We start from the raw sequence: 19,510 nt of genomic DNA, 5'->3' as shown, positions 1-19,510 counted from the left end.
GGCCTCCTAAGCCCCGCTTTCCGCGGCAACCCCAGCTCCTACAAGGCTCTTGGTCCGATGGCCAATTTCTCGCAACAGCCCATGCAGACATAGCGCTTTCTTTCAGGACCGGACGAACGTGAACAACGAAGTACAGCAACACGCGGTATCGCCAGCTTCCTCTCGCAAGCCCCTTCGTAGCCAGCCCTGGCTGTCCCTGAGCCTGGCCGTCGCCCTGGCGGTGGGCAGCCTCGGCGCCGCGGCCTCCGAGCGCAAGGAAGTGCACATTCCGGCCCAGTCCCTGGCTGGCGCCCTTGGTCAGCTTGGCCAGCAGACCTCGCTGCAGCTGTTCTTCAGTCCTGATCTGGTGGCCGGCAAGGCGGCCCCGGCTGTCGACGGCAAGCTGTTACCGGAAGAGGTCCTCGCCGCGCTGCTTGCCGGCAGTGGCCTGACCTTCGACCTGGCGGACGGCACCGCCATTTTGCGTCGGGTTTCCAGCGAAGAAGGCGCCTCGGCCATGGAACTCCCGGCGTCCAGCATCAGCGTCGTCGGCGACTGGCTGGGTACGGCCGAAGATGCCGTGGTACAGAACCACCCCGGCGCCCGCACCGTCGTGCGCCGTGAAGCCATGATCGAGAAGGGCGCGATGAACGTGCGCGACGCCTTGCGTTCGGTCCCCGGCGTCCAGGTACAGGAGTCCAACGGCACCGGCGGTAGCGACATCGCCCTGAACTTCGGCGTGCGTGGCCTCACCTCGCGCCTGTCGCCCCGTTCCACCGTGCTGATCGACGGCGTGCCGGCAGCCTTCGCCCCCTACGGCCAGCCGCAGCTGTCCATGGCGCCCATCTCTCTCGGCAACCTCGACAGCATCGATGTGGTACGCGGTGCCGGCTCCGTTCGCTATGGCCCGCAGAACGTCGGTGGCGTAATCAACTTCGTCACCCGCGCCATCCCGGAGAAATTCTCCGGCGATGTGTCCACCACCATGGAAGACACCGCCCACGGTGGCTGGAAGTACCTCAACAGCGCCTTCATCGGTGGCACCGCGGACAACGGCGTCGGCGCCGCGTTGCTCTACTCGGGCGTCAATGGCGACGGCTACCGCGACAGCAATAACGGCAACGATATCGACGACGTGATGCTCAAGACCCACTGGGCGCCCACCGAGCAGGACGACATCTCGCTGAACTTTCACTACTACGACGCCACGGCCGACATGCCCGGCGGCCTGACCCAGGCGCAGTACGATGACAATCCCTTCCAGTCCGACCGTGACTGGGACAACTTCAGTGGCCGCCGCAAGGACGTTTCGCTGAAGTACCTGCGTCAGGTGGATGACGTTACCCAGTTTGAGGTGCTGACCTACTACAGCGACAGCTTCCGGGGCAGCAACCTCGCCAGCCGCGACCAGGCTTTCCTCAGTTCCTTCCCGCGCAGCTACTACACCTACGGTTTCGAGCCGCGTGTTTCGCGCATCTTCTTCGCTGGCGACAGCACCCATGAAGTGGGCGTCGGTTACCGCTACCTGAAGGAAGCCATGCACGAAGAGACCAGTCGGGTGCGCCTGGTGAATAACGTTCCGACGCCGACAACCGGCCCGTCGGCCGATGGCCATGTCTATCAGGACCGCACCGGCGGCACCGAGGCCAACGCCTTCTACCTCGACGACAAGATAGATATCGGCAACTGGACCATCACCCCCGGCATCCGCTTCGAAAGCATCAACACCGACTGGCATGACCGCCCGGTGCGCGGCACCAACGGCGTGCCGGTGCAGGAGAAGAACCGCAGCAAGGACTACAACGAGCCGCTGCCGGCCATCAGCGTCATGTACCACCTCTCCGACGCGTGGAAGCTGTTCGCCAACTACGAGACCTCGTTCGGTAGCCTGCAGTACTTCCAGATCGGCCAAGGCGGTGTTGGCGACAGCACGGCCAACGGCCTGGAGCCCGAGAAAGCCAAGACCTACGAAGTGGGTACTCGCTTCAACGGCGACACCTGGGGCGGTGAAGCGACGCTGTTCTACATCGACTTCGACCACGAACTGCAGTACATCAGCAACGACGTGGGCTGGACCAACCTGGGCGCCACCAAGCACCAGGGCCTGGAGCTGTCGGGCCACTACAACCTGGACGACATTCTCTCCGGCTTGAGCCTGACCGGTACCTACACCTTCACCCGCGCCACCTACGAAGGCGACATCCCGGGCTTCAAGACCCGCGACCTGCCGTTCTACTCGCGCCATGTGGCCAACGTCGGCCTGCGTTACCAGGTCGAGCGCTGGACCTACAACTTCGATGGCTACGCCCAGTCCGGCCAACGCGCGCCGGGCACCGGTATCGACTCCAATGGGAACTTCACCGGCGACTACATCACTGAACCGACCGCCGACGGCCAGTTCGGTGACATTCCCGGCTACGTCACGTGGAACCTGCGTGGCGCTTATGACTTCGGTGAGCAGTTGTCCAACCTGAAGCTGGGTGTGGGTGTGAAGAACATCTTCGACAAGCAGTATTTCACCCGCTCCAGCGACAACAACGCGGGCATCTACGTCGGCCAGCCGCGTACCTGGTACGTGCAGGCCAGCGTGGGGTTCTGAGGCGGGCTGCTTGACGGACCTGGGTTGGTGGGCTGAAGCCCACGCTACGAGTCGGTACTCGTAGGATGCGGTTGAGCGAAGTGAAACCCATCAGGGGCCACCTCGAGCTTTCACTCCCAATCATCCGGCTTCTTGTCCTTGCTCGGTGCCTTGTCGCTGATGCGTTTCACGTCTGCTGCCGGTACCTGCTCCGGTGGCTGGCTGGGCCCTGGTGGCCTGGGGGCGGGTGTGCGGACATTGGGATCGCTGCTCATCGCGGGTCTCTCCGGTTTGCGCCTTCCCCTAAGCCCAGCACAACGGCGACGGATGTGCTGGCCGTCGGTCGCCTCGGGTATCGGTGAGTGGCGCGATGGTGGAATCTAGGTCCAGACCACTTGGCAAGCGAGAGGCTGGGCCATGAGCAGCAACGTCGACTTGAACCAGCGACCGCCCTACGACCAGGTGATCCAGGACATCGCCGACTACGTGCTGGATTACCGCGTGGAATCGGCGGAGGCGCTGGATACCGCGCGCAACTGCCTGATGGATAGCCTTGGCTGTGCGCTGCTGGCCTTGCGCTTCCCCGAGTGCACCAAGCTGCTCGGCCCGCTGGTGGAGGGCACCCAGGTGCCCCAGGGGTCAAGGGTGCCGGGTACCTCCTACCGGTTGGACCCGGTGAAGGCCGCCTGGGACCTCGGCGCCATGATCCGCTGGCTGGACTTCAACGACACCTGGCTGGCGGCGGAGTGGGCGCATCCTTCGGATAACCTCGGCGGCATCCTCGCTGTTGCCGACCACCTGTCCCAGCGGCGCGTGGCACGTGGCGAGCAGCCGCTGAGCATGCGCCTCGTGCTTGAAGCGATGGTCAAGGCTCATGAAATACAGGGCGTCATGGCCCTGGAGAATTCCTTCAATCGCGTCGGCCTGGACCATGTGGTGCTGGTCAAACTGGCTTCCACCGCAGTGTGCGCCTGGTTGATGGGGGCGACCCGTGAGCAACTGCTCTCGGCCATTTCCCACGCTCTGGTAGATGGGCAGGCCCTGCGCACCTACCGCCATTCGCCGAACGCCGGATCGCGCAAGTCCTGGGCGGCTGGGGATGCCACCAGTCGGGGCGTGCGCCTGGCGGATATCGCCCTGCGCGGCGAGATGGGTGTTCCCGGTGTGCTGGGGGCGCCCCAATGGGGTTTCTACGACGTGTCCTTCAGCCACACCAACAAGGACCTGGCGACCAAACCCTCGGCACAGCACCGTTTCAGCCTACCCCAGCCCTTCGGCAGCTATGTGATGGAAAACATCCTGTTCAAGGTCAGCTACCCGGCGGAGTTCCATGGGCAGACGGCCTGCGAAGCAGCGGTGCGCCTGCATCCGCTGGTCCGCAACCGCGTCACCGAAATCGATCGTATCGTCATCAATACCCAGGAGTCGGCCATCCGCATCATTGCCAAGGAGGGTGTCCTGGCCAATGCCGCCGACCGCGATCACTGCCTGCAGTACATGACAGCGGTTGCCCTGGCCTTTGGCGACCTGACCGCCGAGCACTATGAAGACGGATTCCATCAGGCCCACCCGATCATCGACCGCCTGCGCGAACGCATGGAGGTGATCGAGGACCCGCGCTACAGCCGCGAATACCTGGAACCCGACAAGCGCTCCATCGCCAATGCCGTGCAGGTGTTCTACAAGGATGGACGGAGCACGGACAAGGTTGAGGTCGAGTACCCCATCGGCCACCGCCGGCGGCGCAGCGAAGGGATGCCCTTGCTGGAAGCGAAGTTCAAAGCCAGCCTGGCGACCCGCCTGGCGCCCCAGCGTTGCGCCGTGGTCCTCGCCCAGTGCAAGGACCAGGCCGCCCTTGAGGCGATGCCGGTGGAGCGATTCGTCGAGTTGTTCGTGATCTGAGGCGGGAATGGGACCGGCGCGACTGGCCGGTCCCGGAGCGATCAGTCGTCGTAATGGTTTCGCCCGCGACAGACCTTTTCCTTGTCGAATACTTCGCGGGAGGCGCTGATGCGGACTCGGCAGGCGCCTTCGCGGTAGTCGCGGTGCCAGTCGCCGCGTCGCCAGGTCTTGCCACGACCGTCCGGGCACCGGATGACTTTCCTGAAGTAACCGCGGTCGGTGATTTCCTTTACCCGGCAGGGGCCATCGCGATACCGCTCGACCCTGCCGTCGTCCCTGTCCCATCTGTGGTCGGCCTGGGCACTTTGCGCAGTGCCGGCAAGGGCTGCGACCAGAACAAACACACCCACTAGCGGGCCTGTTTTCATTGCTTTACCTCGATTCCGATACGACTGGAGTTGGCCAGTGTCCACGCGCTCATCGCATTGCTCGACCTGGCGACGATTAAGACCGCGCGGCGGCATTTTTGCTCCGTGGTGCAGCGTGTCCGACAACGGAGCGGGGGAGGGACGGGGTACCTATACTCAGAGGACCTGGGCTGAATGGCCCACGGGGCGGGCGAACCCTCATGAGTGCTGCGCAAGTTTCCCTTGGGACCCGAGTGGAACAGGTGCCCGGCAGGCTCCTCGGAACCCCGGGTACGCTGCTTTCGATGTTGATCGTCATCCTGGCGCTGACGCTCGGCGGGTGCGCGTCGAAACCCGAGCCACCTCCTGTGGTGGTATCCCAGGCCACCTGGAACCGGGTGGACCGGGACATCGCCGCCGCTTCCCTGGCGGCCACCAGCCAGGCTCGCCGCTACGCCCAGGACTCCATGGAGCGCTGGATGGACCTGGTCTACCGGCAAACCGATAGCGAATTCCTTCCCTGGTTCTCCAGTTTCTGGACCCGCAAGTGGCTGAGCATGAAGGTGGGCTGGTATCGCCTGAGTTCCGACGGCGAACGGGAACAAACGGTGAACCGGCTGGCCGCCTATCTGCAGGAGGAATACGACGAGCAGGTGCTGCAGCCGGTTGCTCGCGAGCTCGATCCGGACGACATCATGGAGCAGGCCACGCGAACCTACATCCAGCAGCTCGATGAGCGTCTGCAAGTTATTCCCCAGCGTTTCGGCGTGCCCGACGACCAGTTCGCCCAGCATCTGCAGAAGATCCCGGCCATCGAGATGGCGCCTCCGGGCCATAGCGCATCCCTCTACCAAGTACTGAAGGCTGACCCGCTGGAGGAACTGCCAGCCTATGCCTCGCTCATGGACAGGATCCGCGATGCGCCGGGCGGCGCCGGAGCCTGGGCCACCGATGACGGCCTGTCGCGCATCACCCGGGACACCAGCCAGCAGCTGGAATCGGAGCTGGCGACCAGCGGTGCCGCCAGCTTCGCCACCAGCTTCATGGGGCGCGTCGCTGGCCCGGTGTTGTCCCTTGGCTTCACCGGCATCAGCGCGATGCTCAATGAGGAAGGGCGGACTGACCGTGAAGCGACCTTGCGCAAGAGCCTCAACCAAGCCTTCGACGAAGAGTGGCTGGAGCTGATGCGCAACCCGGAAGTGGGGGTGATGGCCGGCGTTATCCACCTCTCCGGACAGGTGGAAGGCAACCTGACGCAGACCAGGACCCAGCCCATCCAGTTCCAGCCGCTGCCGCGAGTGATTCCTGCCGAATAATCCGCCGTGGGCCTCGCGGCTTCCTTGCCGCCCTCACAGGCCTGTCATGAAATGCGAAGCGCCTGACGCCCTATGAGAAGCAGCCAGAGGGGGGGATGCCTAGAGTCCAATCCATGGGTCCGTGACCCGACTACAAGAATCGAGATTGGAGAGTAAGGCATGGCCAAAGCCGTTCGTTTCTATGAGACCGGGGGTCCGGAAGTACTTCGCTACGAAGAGGTCGAGGTTGCTGACCCTGGCCCCGGTGAAGTCCGTATCCGGCACGTTGCCGTAGGGTTGAACTACGCCGACACCTATTTCCGCAATGGTACCTATCCCATTCCGCTGCCCAACGGCATCGGCGTGGAAGCCGCTGGCGTGGTCGTGGCAGTGGGCGAGGGCGTGAGCAACGTCGCCCTGGGTGATCGCGTGACCTACACCGGCTTCCTCAACACCCTCGGGGCTTACAGCACCGAGCGTCTGGTGTCGGCGGCACCGCTGATCAAGCTGCCCGAAACCATCGCCTTCGAGACGGCCGCCGCCATGACCATGCGCGGCCTCACGTCGGCCTACCTGATGCGTCGCATCCACGACTTCAAGGAAGGCGACAGCATCCTCCTGCACGCCGCCGCTGGCGGTGTGGGGCTGATCGTTTCGCAATGGGCCAAGCTGCTCGGCCTTACCGTGATCGGTACCGTTTCCACCAAAGCCAAGGCAGAAGTCGCCCGGGCCCACGGCTGCGACCACGTGATCAACTACAGCGACGAAGACATCGCCAAGCGCGTACGTGAGCTGACTGGCGGGCGCGGCGTAGACGTGGTCTTCGACAGCGTGGGCAAGAACACCTTCAACGCCTCCCTGGATTCGCTCAAGCGTCGCGGTCTGCTGGTCTGCGTCGGCACCGCCTCCGGCCCGATTCCGGCCTTCGACCCGGTGCTGCTGGCCATGAAGGGCTCGCTGTTCATCACCCGGCCGGCCCTGGCCGACTACATCGCCGATCCGGCCGAGAAGGCTGACCTGGTGGGCGAACTGTTCGACCACGTCGGCAGCGGTCGCATCAACATCGACATCAACCAGCATTACGCGCTGGAAGATGCGGTCCAGGCCCATCGGGACCTCGAGTCGCGCAAGACCACCGGTTCGTCCATTTTCGTCATCTGAGGCCGCTGACCATGAAAGTCGAGCAACTCACCTGCGCCATCGGTGCCGAGATCAGCGGTGTGAACCTGGGCGATGCGTCACGCGACGACGGCCTGTTCGCCGAGATCAAGGCGCTGCTGCTCCAGCACAAAGTGCTGTTCCTGCGTGATCAGGACATCAGCCGCGCCGAGCATGTGGCCTTCGCCCGTCGTTTCGGCGAGCTGGAAGACCACCCGGTGGCGGGCAGTGACCCGGAGCATCCCGGCCTGGTACGCATCTACAAGAATCCCGACCAGCCCAACGACCGCTACGAGAATGCCTGGCACACCGACGCCACCTGGCGCGACGCACCGCCAATGGGCTGCGTGCTGCGCTGCGTGGAATGCCCGCCGGTGGGCGGCGACACCATGTGGGCGAACATGGCGCTGGCCTACGAGAAGCTTCCCGAGGATGTGAAGCAGCGCATCGAGGGTTTGCGCGCCCGCCACAGCATCGAGGCCAGCTTCGGTGCGGCCATGCCCGCTGAAAAGCGCCTGGCGCTCAAGGCCATGTACCCGGATGCCGAGCACCCGGTGGTGCGCACCCATCCGGAAACCGGCGAAAAGGTGCTGTTCGTCAACGCCTTTGCTACGCACTTCACCAACTTCCATACGCCGGAACATGTCCGCTACGGCCAGGACTACAGCATGGGCGGCAGCGACCTGCTGCGCTATCTGGTCAGCCAGGCCTACATCCCGGAGTACCAGGTGCGCTGGCGCTGGAAGAGGAACAGCGTGGCCATCTGGGACAACCGCTCCACCCAGCATTACGCCGTGATGGATTACCCGCCCTGCGTCCGCAAGATGGAGCGTGCCGGGATCATCGGCGACACGCCTTACTGACCACCGATTCGCCCGGCCGGACATAACCCGGCCGGGACTACTGAATAAAAACATACCGAGGACATTCCCATGCAATTCTTCGACGATTCCCTGCACCCGGAAAACATGGAAAAAGTGGTCATCACCGTGGCGCCCTATGGCCCTGAGTGGATGCCGGCCGACTTCCCCGAAGACATCCCGGTGACCATGGACGAACAGGTGCAGAAGGCCGTGGACTGCTATGAGGCCGGCGCCACCGTGCTGCACCTGCACGTACGCGAACTCGATGGCACAGGCTCCAAGCGCCTGTCGAAGTTCAACGAGCTGATCGCCGGTGTACGCGAAGCGGTGCCGGACATGATCATCCAGGTGGGCGGCTCCATTTCCTTCGCCCCCGAGGGTGAAGGCGAGGCGGCCAAGTGGCTGTCCGACGATACCCGCCACATGCTGGCCGAGCTGACCCCGAAGCCCGACCAGGTCACCGTGGCCATCAACACCACCCAGATGAACATCATGGAGCTGCTCTATCCGGAGTACTTGAAGGGCACCTCCCTGGAGAACCCGGTCTACCAGGCCGCCTACAGTGAGATGACCGTACCGGCCGGCCCGGCTTGGGTCGAAGAGCACCTCAAGCGCCTGATGGCCAATGGCATCCAGCCGCACTTCCAGCTCACCGGCATGCATGCCCTGGAAACCCTCGAGCGCCTGGTGCGCAAGGGCGTCTACAAGGGCCCGCTGAACCTGACCTGGATCGGTATCGGCGGCGGCTTCGACGGCCCTAACCCGTTCAACTTCTTCAACTTCATCCACCGCGCCCCGAATGGCGGCACCCTCACTGCCGAATCGCTGCTGAAGAACGTGCTGCCGTTCAACACCATGGCACTGGCCATGGGCCTGCACCCGCGCGTAGGCATCGAGGACACCATCATCGACCAGCACGGCAAGCGCTTCAGCTCCGTGCAGCAGATCCAGCAGACCGTGCGCATCGCCCACGAGCTGGGTCGCGAAATCGCCAGCGGCAAGGAAGCGCGTGAGATCTACAAGATCGGCGTGGAGTACAAGGACGTGGAAGAAACCCTGCGCATGAACGGCATGGCACCGAACCGCCAGCCGGGCCAGAAGCACGTTCCCATGCGTGCCTGACCCGCGTAGACCAAAGGCCGGCTCACAAGGCCGGCCCAGGTGGAGCGGCGATCCGCCGTTCCGCCAGTTTGGTTCAGTAGGAAAAAACGCCGCGCGAAGGCCGTTTTCCTACTGAACTCAGCGTGACAAGAACAACAATACGCACACTCAAGGTAATCCAATGGCTTTCCATGCTACTGCCGCCACCGAGTTCGACGACTCGGCCGTGAACGTCCCTCGTACCTACGCCTGGGTGGTGTTCGCCCTGACGTTCGGCCTGCTGATTTCCGACTACATGTCGCGGCAGGTCCTCAACGCGGTCTTCCCGCTGCTCAAGTCCGAGTGGACGCTGACTGACTCCCAGCTCGGTCTGCTCAGCGGCATCGTCGCCTTGATGGTGGGTCTGCTGACCTTCCCACTGTCGCTCCTTGCCGACCGCTTTGGCCGGGTAAAGAGCCTGGTGCTGATGGCCATGCTCTGGAGCCTGGCAACCCTGGGCTGCGGCCTGGCAAAGAACTACGAGCACATGTTCATTGCCCGTTTCCTGGTGGGTGTCGGCGAGGCGGCCTATGGCAGCGTTGGCATCGCCGTGGTGCTGTCTGTCTTTCCCAGGCAATTGCGCGCCACCGTGACCGGTGCCTTCATGGCAGGTGGAATGTTTGGCTCGGTGCTGGGCATGGCGCTGGGCGGCATCCTCGCCGAGAAACTGGGCTGGCGCTGGTCCTTTGCCGGCATGGCGTTCTTCGGCATGGCGCTGGCGGTGATCTATCCACTGGTGGTCAAGCAGTCGCGCCTTGGCACTCCGCTGCCGGCAGCCAGCGCCACAGACGAGTTTCCGTGCCGCCGTCCGCTCAAGACACTGTTCGCCAGCCATTCGGTGATCTGCGCCTACATCGGCAGCGGCCTGCAGCTCTTCGTGGGGGCGGCGGTGATGGTGTGGTTCCCCAGCTACCTGAACCGCTACTACCACATGGGTACCGACCAGGCCGGCGTGGTCTCGGCCATTATCGTGCTCACCGGCGGCGCCGGCATGATCGTCTGCGGCATCCTCAGCGACCGACTATGCCGCAACGCTCCTGACCGCAAGATCGCCCTGGCCATCGCTTACTGCCTGATCAGTTGCGTGCTGCTGTCCGTGGCCTTCCGCATGGCGCCCGGCTTGCCGCAACTGGTGATCATCGGCCTGGCCATGCTGGTGGCGACCGGCACATCCGGCCCGGCCGGCGCGATGGTTGCCAACCTCACCCACTATTCGATCCACGGTACGGCCTTTGCCACCCTGACCCTGGCCAACAACCTGTTGGGCCTGGCGCCTGGGCCGTATATCACCGGTGTACTGGCTGACAGTTTCGGCCTCGACCGCGCCTTCCAGTTCGTTCCGCTGATCAGCGTCGCTGCAGCCCTGGTGTTCTGGTACGGCAAGCGTCACTACCACCGGGACATTCAGAAGCTGGCACCGATGATGGCCAGCGAGGAGCGCCCATGAAACCGCTGCTGGTCGAGATGACCTTCGACTTCATCTGCCCCTGGTGCCTGATTGGCAAACGCAACCTGGAGCGTGCCCTGGGCACCTTGGCCAAGAGCCGGCCGGACGTTCCCGTCGAGATCCGCTGGCGGGGTGTGCAGTTGCTGCCCGACCTGCCGGCGCAGGGCGTGCCTTTCATGGAGTTCTACGTGCAGCGGCTCGGCAGCGAGGCGCTGGTGCGGGCGCGCCAGGAACAGGTGCAGGAAGCCGCGTACCACGCTGATGTGGACATGGACCTGCGCCGCATCACGACCATGCCTAACACCGCCAATGCCCACCGCCTGCTGGAGCTGGCGATGGCGCAGGGCAGTGCCCGGCAGGTCGACGCGTTGCTGGAGCGCCTGTTCGCCAGTTACTTCGAGGCGGGCGAGGACCTCGGCCAAGGCGAGCTGTTGCTGCGCCTGGCCAGGCAGTGCGGCTACGAGCCGCGCCATCTGGAAAGCGCGCTGTTTGACGATGGCCGACCCTATGTCGGCCGCGAGGCTGTCCCGGCGAACCAGGCGGTGCCCTCATTCCTGATCGACCAGCGCCCGTCCTTGGCCGGTGCCCAGCCGCCGTGGCTGATGCTGGCCCAGCTGCAGCGCGCCCTGGAACTGCGCCCGACAACGGAGGCCTGCCCGGCATGACCCTGCGGGTGGAGGTCCCAGCGGAAAAGGTACCGCCGGTCGGTGGCCGCAGCCTGTTTCGCCATGGCGGGAAGTCCCTGGTGCTGTTCAACCTGGGCGGCGAACTCTATGCCATCGACGAAAGCTGTCCGCACAACGGCGCCTCATTGTTCTCGGGCAGGCTGGAAGGGCGCCTGCTGCATTGCCCGGCCCACGGACTGCGCTTCGACCTGGCCACGGGCTGCGTCCCCGGCGTGAGCGGCTTTGGTGTCGCCACCTATGCGGTGGAGCAGCAGCAAGGCCGTTGTTTTATCGATTTGTCGCGGCACCGGCCGCAGGAAACGCTCGCATGTCTGCAACTGCAATAGCCTCGTTGGGGTCGCGTACCCGGGTCTTGATGCCCGGTGTGATCGTCAGCGCCATGGTCGCCGCGGCGGCCACCTTCCTTTCCGAGCACTACGGTGCTCCGGTGATGCTTTTCGCCCTGTTGCTGGGGCTCTCGGTGAACTTCCTGGCGACTGAAGGCGCGTGCAAACCCGGTATCGAGTTCACCGCCCGCGAAGTACTGCGGGTAGGGGTGGCGCTGCTGGGTATCCGCATCACCCTGGAACAGATCGCGTCCCTCGGCTGGCAGCCAGTCGCCATGGTGGTGGCACTGGTGGTGGTTACCATCCTCGTGTCAGTCGCGGCGGCGCGTCTACTGGGCTTCAATAGTCTGTTCGGCTTGCTCACCGGTGGCGCCACTGCCATCTGCGGCGCATCGGCGGCCCTGGCCCTGGCGGCGGCGCTGCCCAGCCATCCCCAGAAAGAGCGAGCCACGCTGTTTACCGTGATCGGTGTGTCGGCACTGTCCACCCTGGCGATGATCCTCTACCCGATGATCGCCCAGGCCCTCGGCCTGTCGCCGCTGCACGCCGGGCTGTTCATCGGCGGCACCATCCATGACGTGGCCCAGGTGGTCGGCGCCGGCTACAGCATGTCCCACGAAACCGGCGACAGCGCCACGGTGGTCAAGCTGATGCGGGTCGCCATGTTGCTGCCGGTGATTCTCTGTGCCGCCATGATCACCCGACTTCGTGGCGCCGAACCCGGCAGCAAGCGGCCTCCGCTGCTGCCCTGGTTCGCAGTGGGCTTCGTGGTGCTGGCCGCCACCAACAGCACGGGCGTGATTCCGCCGGTGGTGCAGGATGCCGGCAACGAACTGTCGCGCTGGTGCCTGGTAATCGCCATCAGCGCATTGGGGATGAAGACCCAGCTCAAGGAGCTGGCCGCGGTGGGCATCAAGCCGATCCTGCTGATGGTGGGTGAAACCGCATTCCTCGCCGCCCTGGTCCTGGCCATGCTGCACTGGGGTTTCTAAAGCGTTACTCCTGCTCCCGTGAGGGGGTCATCGACGCCTGCCACAGCGGGCTTTCACCGCGCCGAAACCTCGTGGGACGGGTTTCGCAGCGCGGTTTTTTTTGCCTTTTTTTGGTGGGCGCGAATTCATAGGCGAAGGAGGCCGCAGGCCCCCGCAGGTTGGCGCAGAGCGCAGCGAAGCCCAACAGGGAATGACATGCGGGCACGGTCAATGGGTTTCGTGGTGATGGGTTTCGCTTCGCTCTACACCCTCCTACGGACTGCAAGTGCGTTGCTTACTCTTCTGTTTTCACCTGGTGCTCCCGCCGCCACGCCGCCGGCGAACTGCCGAACTGGGTGGTGAACCAGCGGGTGAAGGAGCTGGGCACCGAGTAGCCCAGCAGGTCGGCGATACGGCCGAGGGAGTAGCGCGGGTTTTCCATATAGCGCAGGACCAGGTCGCGTCGCACATCGTTGATCAGGTCGGAGAAGGTCACTTGGCTGTCTTCGAGCCGGCGCTGCAGGGTCCGCACGTTCAACCCCATGGACTGGGCGATCTGTTCGATGGTGGCGCGCCCCATGGGCAGCAGCAGGTAGATGGCCTTGCGTACATCGTTCAGGGTGGATTGCTTGGCGGCGCCGGGTAGTGTCTCCACCAGACGGAGGGCGTGCCGGGCCATGGCCGGGTCGGCCAGGGGGTTGGCTTTGTCCAGGTCCGAGGCCTGGCAGACGATGCCGTTGAACTCGCTGCCGAACTCCACCTTGCAGCCGAAGACACGCCGATGCAGTTGCAGGTCCGGCGGTGCGTCGTGGCTGAAATTCACCGAAAGCGGGCGCCAGCCCGAGCCGAGCAGGGCGCTGCACATGCGGAACAGGACGCCAATGGCCAGTTCCATGCCCTGGCGAATGGGTACCGGCGGGTCGGTGATGATTTCCTCGCGCAGGACCACGGTCTTGCCGACCTCGTCCACGAACAACGCCAGGGATTCGTTGAGCAGGTGGCGGTACTGCACGATGGTTTCCAGGGCATCGCGCAGGGTTGGCTGGTGCGAGAGCAGCAGACTGATAACGCCGAAATCGGATAACTGGCGGGACTCGGCCATGCGCAAGCCGAAGGTGAGGCAGCCACTAATGCGAGCGGAGTCTTCCAGCAGGGTGGCGGCCGCCGAGGTGGGCAGGCGTTGGTCGGGGTTCTCTATCAGTGCCTGGCTGAGGCCCGCCTGGCGCAGCATCTGTTGCGGGTTGAGGCCGAGGTGTTGGGCCACTTCCATGTAGTTGGTGAGGGCCGCCGCGCGAACCATTGGGGTCATGTCGATCGCCACGCTGTCGTTGTATCGGAGCTGGCCTGTAGGCATGCACCGATTGTTCTTGTCAGATAAAGCGAAGTGAGTCTGTCGGCGCCGATAGTCTTTGAATTTGTCTTTCATGACAACGCCGGCATTTTTCCTCGTTCCGGCCAGATGAAAGTAAAGCCAATCCCTGGAAATTGGCCCAGGCCACGGACGGCGGGCGTGGTCCTCGAATGCACCGTAAGGCGGGGCAAAATCGCGCTGTCATGAAATGCGAAGCGCCTGACGTTCTATGAAAAGCGGTCACCCCCTTGCGTCTCTACTGTTTGCATCACGAAGTTCCTTCCGCCGCGATGGCGATCCCATCGAACGCAAAAGGGTAATGCCGTGATCGATAACAACAACGCAACCATCCTCATCGTCCCGGGCCTTCGGGAGCATGTGCCGGAGCACTGGCAAACCCTGCTGGCCGAGCAACTGCCCAAGGTGCGCAGCGTACCGCCACTGGAGCGAGACAAGCTGAGCCTGCCGGCCCGAGTAGAGGCCATCCAGCGCGAGCTGGAGCAGATCGAGGGACCGGTAATCCTCGTGGCCCACAGCGCCGGTGTGCTCATGGTGGCGCACTGGGCGGCCCGTTACAGCCGGCCGATCAAGGGGGCGCTGCTGGCGACCCCGCCGGACCTGGATGCCACCTGGCCGGCGAACTACCCGAGCCCCGAATCCCTGCAGGCCAATGGTTGGACGCCACTGCCTCGACAGCCGCTGCCGTTCCCCAGCCTGGTCTGCGCCAGTGACGACGATCATCTGGCAAGCCTGGAAGCGGTTCGCAGCCTGGCCAATGACTGGGACAGCAGCCTGGTCGAGCTGGGCAAGGTCGGACATCTCAACCCGGCATCGGGTTACGGCGAATGGCCTTTTGCCCATGAGCTGATCCAGCTGCTGGATCGCTGAAGCACAACCAGATCGATTTCGGCCGGGGAGACTGGCGAATACAGCGCGCGGCGATGCAACCGACTGCGCGTCAACGAAGCAGGGAGCACGGAAAGGTTGCGGTAGCGATTACAACAAGAAGCGGAGCCAACGCATGAAGTACAAGAACAATCACAACCTCAACTTGCGCAGGTGCCTGCTCGCCTCGGCCATTGCCGCCGGGATGGGCGCACCGGCCATGGTGCAGGCCTTCGAAGTCGACACCGGTAACCCGGATTGGTCGATACGCTTCGACAACACCGTGAAGTACAACTACGGCGTGCGCACCGAGAGCGCGGACAAGCGCATGCTGGCCACGCCGAACAACAACGACGGCGACTACAACTTCCGTCGCTCCGGCACCAACATCACCAACCGTGTCGACCTGTTGACCGAGCTGGACGTGATCCACGGCGGCAACAAGGGCTTCCGCGTCAGTGCTGCCAGCTGGTACGACAAGGCCTACGACAATACCGGCTCCAACTCCAACCCGTTCGTCAACGGCAACGACGCGTTTTCCAGCATCGTCGGCCAGCCGAGCACCCGCAACCCGGCGTTCGGCAGCCCGCACCTTTCCAACTACGCCCAGCGCTACTACAGCGGCCCGTCCGGCGAGATCCTCGACGCCTTCGTGTTCTACAGCACCGAAGTGGGCGACGAGTCGATGTTCAGCATCAAGGCCGGCCAGCACAACGTTTACTGGGGCGAGACCATCCTCAACCCGGTGCATGGCATCAGCTATGGCCAGTCCGGCCTGGACCTGGCCAAGCTCTCCGCAGCGCCGGGCACCGAGGCCAAGGAGCTGTTCGTACCACGTAACCAGGTGTCCACTTCCTTCACCATCAACCCGGAACTGACCGTGGCCGCCCAGTATTTCCTCGACTGGGATGCCGCTCGCCTGCCCGAGGCCGGCACCTACTACGGCAGTTCCGACCTGGTCGGGTTCGGCGCCCAGTCGTTCCTGCTTGGCCACACTGGCGGTCCGGGCCTGGCGGGGGCGAACGGCACCTTGACCACCATCCGCCGCGGCCACGACATCACGCCGGACAAGCGCGGTGACTGGGGCCTGATGCTCAAGTGGTCGCCGGAGTGGCTGGACGGCACACTCGGCGCTTACTACCGCAACACCTCGGAAATCCTCCCGCAAGCCGTGCTCGATGGCACCGGGCTGACAGCGCGCGGTACGGGCGGCCCCATCGCCAACGTGCAGAACTCCATCCGCACCACCAACTACAAGTTCGCCTATGGCGACGACATCGACATCTTCGGTCTGAGTCTGTCCAAGGACATCGCCGGCATCAGTGTGTCCAGTGACCTGAACATCCGCCACAACATGCCGCTGGCGAGCATCCCGGCCATCGTCAGTGCTTCGGGCCCCGGCGGCCTGGCCGCCGGCCTCGGCCTGCTGCCGGCGCGTGTACCCGGTACCGGCGTCGTCACCGACCTGCCGAGCAGTGGCGACAGCATGAGCGCCACCGGCGACACCCTGCACTGGACGGTCAACGGCCTGATGGCCATCGGCGATACGCCGCTGTTCGACGCGGCGACCCTGCTGGGCGAGCTCTACTACAGCAACCTGCTGAAGCTCGATAGCCAGAACGAGGCGCTCTACAAGGGCGACGACAGCTACCGTGGCATCGACAAGCCGACCCGTGACAACTGGGGCCTGGCGGTGAACTTCACGCCCACCTGGTACCAGGTGTTCCCGGGCGTCGACCTCTCCGCGCCGATGTCCGTGAACGTCGGCCTGGATGGCGTGTCCCCGGTCCAGGGTGGCGGCGCCGAAGACACCGGAACCTACTCGGTCGGTGTCGGCGCGGCGATCTACAACCAGTACTTCGTTGACCTGAAGTACGTGGACTCTTTCGGCGATGCCGAGAAATGCACCAACGGAGCCACAGACGGCTCGACACCTAACGCACTGGATGCCACGCAGCGCTACACCTGCTACGCCGGGGGCTATTCCTCCTTCTCCGGCGGCGGGGCTACCACGGAAGACCGTGGCGCGGTGTACCTGACCTTAAAGACCACCTTCTGATAATCCGCATTGCTCGCAACCCGAGCGGGAGAACAACGAGATGAAATTCGTGAAAACTCTGATGGCGGCTTCCCTTGCGGTGGCCTTCGCCGGTTACGTACAAGCTGCCGTGTCGCCTGAGGAAGCTGCCAAACTGGGCACCAGCCTGACCCTCGTGGGGGCCGAAAAAGCCGCCAACGCCGACGGTTCGATCCCCGCCTATGAAGGCGGCCTGACCACTGCGCCGGCCGGCTTCAAGTCCGGTGACAGCATGCGTCCGGACCCCTTCGCCAGCGAGCAGCCCGTGCTGGTGATAGATGGCAAGAACGTCGATCAGTACAAAGACGTGCTCAGTGCCACGACCGTGGAGTTGGCCAAGCGTTATCCGAGCTTCCGTGTAGACGTCTTCCCGACCCACCGCACCGTGGCCATGCCCAAGCCTGTGCTGGACAACGCTGTGAAGAACGCCACGGGCGCCAAGACCGCCAATGGTGGCCTGGCTCTGGACAACGTGCTCCCGGGCGTGCCTTTCCCAATTCCGCAGTCGGGCGCCGAAGCCATGTGGAACCACTTGCTGCGCTACCAGGGCGTGACCATCAACTCCAAGTACGACTCCTGGAACGTCGACTCCGCGGGCGTGGCCACCCTGGCCACCACCGGGCAGGCGTTCATCAACTACCCGATCTACGAAGACCTCTCCAAGCCGATCGCCAACACCGACGTGTACTACCAGATGAAGCTGTATTACTCGGGCCCGGCGCGCCGTGCCGGTGAGGCGATCATGCTCAAGGACGCGGCCAACGCCGTCGAGCAGCCGCGCCGCGCCTGGCAGTACCTGCCTGGTCAGCGCCGCGTGAAGCTGGCGCCGAGCCTGGCCTATGACACGCCGAACCCAGGTACCGCCGGTGCCGGCACCTACGACGACGTATTCGTCTTCAACGGTGCACTGGACCGCTACGACTGGAAGCTGGTGGGCAAGCAGGAAATGATCGTGCCCTACAACACCTACGAGCTGACCTACGCCCAGGACCCGAAATCCCTGACTACCCCCAGCCACCTGGCGCCAGATCATGTGCGTTGGGAGAAGCACCGGGTGTGGGTCGTGGAAGGCACGCTCAAGGAGGGCGCCCGTCACATCTACGCCAAGCGCCGCTTCTATCTGGATGAAGACAGCTGGGTGGCCCTGGCCTCCGACCAGTACGACGCCCGTGGGCAGATCTACCGTGGCTCCTTCGCCTTCCTTAGCCAGAGCTATGACAAGCAAGTACCGGATACCACCCCGTTCGTGATCTACGACCTGGTGGGTAACTCCTACAACATCAATGGCATCGTCGGCCCCTACGGCGGCATCCGTTACATCGACCCGCTGACCAAGGCTCAGTGGGCAGCCGAGTCCCTGGCCGGCGCCGGCATTCGCTGAGCCAGGTTGGTTGCCGCTCCCCTTGTGTGTGGGGGCGCGGCAACGTGTTTTTTCTAGAGGACGTCCCGATGTTTTCTTTCAAGTTCGTCGCCCTGGGCCTGGCCCTGGCGGCCGGCAGCTGTGGTGCCGCGCCGCTGGTGGATGTGCTCGACCTTCCTGCGCAGCGCAGCGAGCTGGCGGTGCGCAGCCCGCTGCTCGACCTGGCGCAGGCCGGTACGCGGCTGGTAGCCGTGGGACAGCGTGGCCATATCCTGTACTCCGATGACCAGGGCAAAAGCTGGACCCAGGCCAACGTTCCGGTCAGCTCCGACCTCAATGCCGTCCAGTTCCCCACGGCCAGCGAAGGCTGGGCAGTGGGGCACGACGGCGTCGTCCTGCACAGCCGCGACAGTGGCGCCAGTTGGCAGAAGCAGCTCGATGGTCGTCAGCTGGGCCGCCTGATGCAGGACTACTACAGCGCCCGTCCCGATGCCGGGCAATGGGTGGAAGAGGGCAAGCGGATCGAGGCGGAAGGCGCTGATAAGCCCTTTCTCGACCTCTGGTTCAGCGATGAGCGCAATGGTTTCGTCGTTGGTGCCTTCAACCTGATCTTCCGCACCCGCGACGGCGGCCAGAGCTGGGAGCCCTGGGCGGACCGCACCGACAACCCCTCCGCCTACCACCTGAACGCGATCACGGGTGACGGAGAGCATATTTTCATTGGCGGCGAGCAGGGGCTGCTGTTACGCCTGGGCGACGGTGAGGAGCGCTTCCAGGCGCTGGCATCACCCTACCAGGGCAGCTTCTTCGGCATTGCCGTCCAGCCGCGCCTGGTGCTGGCCTACGGCCTGCGCGGCCACGCCTATCGCAGCCATGACAACGGCGCCAGCTGGAGTCCGGTGAAGACCGGGCTGAACAGCAGCATCACCGCGTCTGCCCGCGATGCCCGCGGCAGCATCTATCTATTCGGGCAGACCGGTCAGGTGCTGGCCAGCCGTGACGACGGGAGCAGTTTCCAGCCCCTGGACATCGGCCAGCCGGTGCCTGTCTATGGTGCCCTGGCGACAGGCGATAGCGGCCTGCTGCTGGTGGGCGCGCGCGGATTCAGCCAACGGCCCCTGGCTTCTGGCAAACAAGAATAAGAG

Annotated in this window: 17 protein-coding genes; 14 read left to right on the top strand and 3 right to left on the bottom strand. The window is 64.2% G+C overall.

Annotation, left to right across the window (positions count from 1 at the left end):
- The first annotated feature begins 190 nt into the window (after nucleotides 1–190).
- Nucleotides 191–2,578, top strand: a complete 2,388-nt coding sequence (locus AAHM40_RS17185; protein WP_342245733.1) for a TonB-dependent siderophore receptor — start codon at nucleotides 191–193, stop codon at nucleotides 2,576–2,578.
- A 110-nt stretch (nucleotides 2,579–2,688) separates the two neighbouring features.
- Here AAHM40_RS17185 and AAHM40_RS17180 read toward each other — a convergent pair whose 3' ends face one another.
- A complete protein-coding gene (locus tag AAHM40_RS17180) occupies nucleotides 2,689–2,832 on the bottom strand; it encodes a hypothetical protein (RefSeq protein WP_342245726.1) in 144 nt (47 codons plus the stop codon).
- 142 nt (nucleotides 2,833–2,974) lie between these two features.
- Between AAHM40_RS17180 and prpD the strand changes: the two genes are divergently transcribed.
- Nucleotides 2,975–4,459 carry a 2-methylcitrate dehydratase gene (prpD, locus tag AAHM40_RS17175; RefSeq protein WP_342245725.1) on the top strand — a complete coding sequence of 495 codons (1,485 nt, stop codon included), beginning with the start codon at nucleotides 2,975–2,977 and terminating at the stop codon, nucleotides 4,457–4,459.
- A gap of 41 nt (nucleotides 4,460–4,500) precedes the next feature.
- On the opposite strand, the gene AAHM40_RS17170 is transcribed toward prpD, so the two are convergent.
- Nucleotides 4,501–4,827: a hypothetical protein gene (locus tag AAHM40_RS17170; RefSeq protein ID WP_342245724.1), complete on the bottom strand. Its 327-nt coding sequence runs from the start codon at nucleotides 4,825–4,827 to the stop codon at nucleotides 4,501–4,503.
- Nucleotides 4,828–5,111: 284 nt separating this feature from the next.
- Here AAHM40_RS17170 and AAHM40_RS17165 point away from each other — a divergent pair, with 284 nt between their 5' ends.
- The 8 genes from AAHM40_RS17165 (at nucleotide 5,112) to AAHM40_RS17130 (ending at nucleotide 12,713) form a co-directional block, all read left to right on the top strand.
- Nucleotides 5,112–6,122, top strand: coding sequence for a hypothetical protein (locus tag AAHM40_RS17165; RefSeq protein WP_342245723.1), 1,011 nt, complete (start codon nucleotides 5,112–5,114; stop codon nucleotides 6,120–6,122).
- Nucleotides 6,123–6,281: 159 nt separating this feature from the next.
- On the top strand, nucleotides 6,282–7,262 hold the full coding sequence (locus AAHM40_RS17160) for a quinone oxidoreductase family protein (RefSeq protein WP_342245722.1): 981 nt from the start codon (nucleotides 6,282–6,284) through the stop codon (nucleotides 7,260–7,262).
- A gap of 11 nt (nucleotides 7,263–7,273) precedes the next feature.
- On the top strand, nucleotides 7,274–8,122 hold the full coding sequence (locus tag AAHM40_RS17155; protein WP_342245721.1) for a TauD/TfdA dioxygenase family protein: 849 nt from the start codon (nucleotides 7,274–7,276) through the stop codon (nucleotides 8,120–8,122).
- A gap of 69 nt (nucleotides 8,123–8,191) precedes the next feature.
- Nucleotides 8,192–9,244, top strand: a complete 1,053-nt coding sequence (locus AAHM40_RS17150) for a 3-keto-5-aminohexanoate cleavage protein (protein WP_342245720.1) — start codon at nucleotides 8,192–8,194, stop codon at nucleotides 9,242–9,244.
- 160 nt (nucleotides 9,245–9,404) lie between these two features.
- Nucleotides 9,405–10,709 carry an MFS transporter gene (locus AAHM40_RS17145; RefSeq protein ID WP_342245719.1) on the top strand — a complete coding sequence of 435 codons (1,305 nt, stop codon included), beginning with the start codon at nucleotides 9,405–9,407 and terminating at the stop codon, nucleotides 10,707–10,709.
- Nucleotides 10,706–11,374: a DsbA family oxidoreductase gene (locus AAHM40_RS17140; protein WP_342245718.1), complete on the top strand. Its 669-nt coding sequence runs from the start codon at nucleotides 10,706–10,708 to the stop codon at nucleotides 11,372–11,374. Before AAHM40_RS17145 ends, AAHM40_RS17140 begins: the two co-directional genes overlap by 4 nt.
- Complete coding sequence (locus AAHM40_RS17135; protein ID WP_342245717.1) at nucleotides 11,371–11,721, top strand: Rieske (2Fe-2S) protein; 351 nt, start codon at nucleotides 11,371–11,373, stop codon at nucleotides 11,719–11,721. The genes AAHM40_RS17140 and AAHM40_RS17135 overlap by 4 nt, the downstream gene beginning before the upstream one ends.
- Nucleotides 11,703–12,713 (top strand): YeiH family protein, encoded by a 1,011-nt coding sequence (locus tag AAHM40_RS17130; RefSeq protein WP_342245716.1) that lies wholly within the window; start codon nucleotides 11,703–11,705, stop codon nucleotides 12,711–12,713. Before AAHM40_RS17135 ends, AAHM40_RS17130 begins: the two co-directional genes overlap by 19 nt.
- A 274-nt stretch (nucleotides 12,714–12,987) precedes the next feature.
- On the opposite strand, the gene AAHM40_RS17125 is transcribed toward AAHM40_RS17130, so the two are convergent.
- The gene (locus AAHM40_RS17125; protein ID WP_342245732.1) at nucleotides 12,988–13,992 is read right to left on the bottom strand and encodes an AraC family transcriptional regulator; all 1,005 of its coding nucleotides are present in this window, start codon (nucleotides 13,990–13,992) and stop codon (nucleotides 12,988–12,990) included.
- A 375-nt stretch (nucleotides 13,993–14,367) separates the two neighbouring features.
- On the opposite strand from AAHM40_RS17125, the gene AAHM40_RS17120 reads away from it, so the two are divergent.
- The 4 genes from AAHM40_RS17120 to AAHM40_RS17105 all read left to right on the top strand — a co-directional run bounded on the left by AAHM40_RS17120 (nucleotide 14,368) and on the right by AAHM40_RS17105 (nucleotide 19,507).
- On the top strand, nucleotides 14,368–14,931 hold the full coding sequence (locus AAHM40_RS17120; RefSeq protein WP_342245715.1) for an RBBP9/YdeN family alpha/beta hydrolase: 564 nt from the start codon (nucleotides 14,368–14,370) through the stop codon (nucleotides 14,929–14,931).
- A 133-nt stretch (nucleotides 14,932–15,064) separates the two neighbouring features.
- Complete coding sequence (locus tag AAHM40_RS17115; RefSeq protein WP_342245714.1) at nucleotides 15,065–16,987, top strand: DUF1302 domain-containing protein; 1,923 nt, start codon at nucleotides 15,065–15,067, stop codon at nucleotides 16,985–16,987.
- Between the two features lie 40 nt (nucleotides 16,988–17,027).
- Nucleotides 17,028–18,386 (top strand): DUF1329 domain-containing protein, encoded by a 1,359-nt coding sequence (locus AAHM40_RS17110; RefSeq protein WP_342245713.1) that lies wholly within the window; start codon nucleotides 17,028–17,030, stop codon nucleotides 18,384–18,386.
- Between the two features lie 68 nt (nucleotides 18,387–18,454).
- The gene (locus AAHM40_RS17105) at nucleotides 18,455–19,507 is read left to right on the top strand and encodes a WD40/YVTN/BNR-like repeat-containing protein (protein WP_342245712.1); all 1,053 of its coding nucleotides are present in this window, start codon (nucleotides 18,455–18,457) and stop codon (nucleotides 19,505–19,507) included.
- Nucleotides 19,508–19,510: the final 3 nt, after the last annotated feature.

The sequence above is a fragment of the Pseudomonas sp. OTU5201 genome, assembly GCF_038440135.1.
Lineage (GTDB): Bacteria > Pseudomonadota > Gammaproteobacteria > Pseudomonadales > Pseudomonadaceae > Metapseudomonas > Metapseudomonas resinovorans.
Note: the sequence above shows the minus strand (reverse complement) of the source record. Positions and strands in the feature narration are given on the sequence as shown.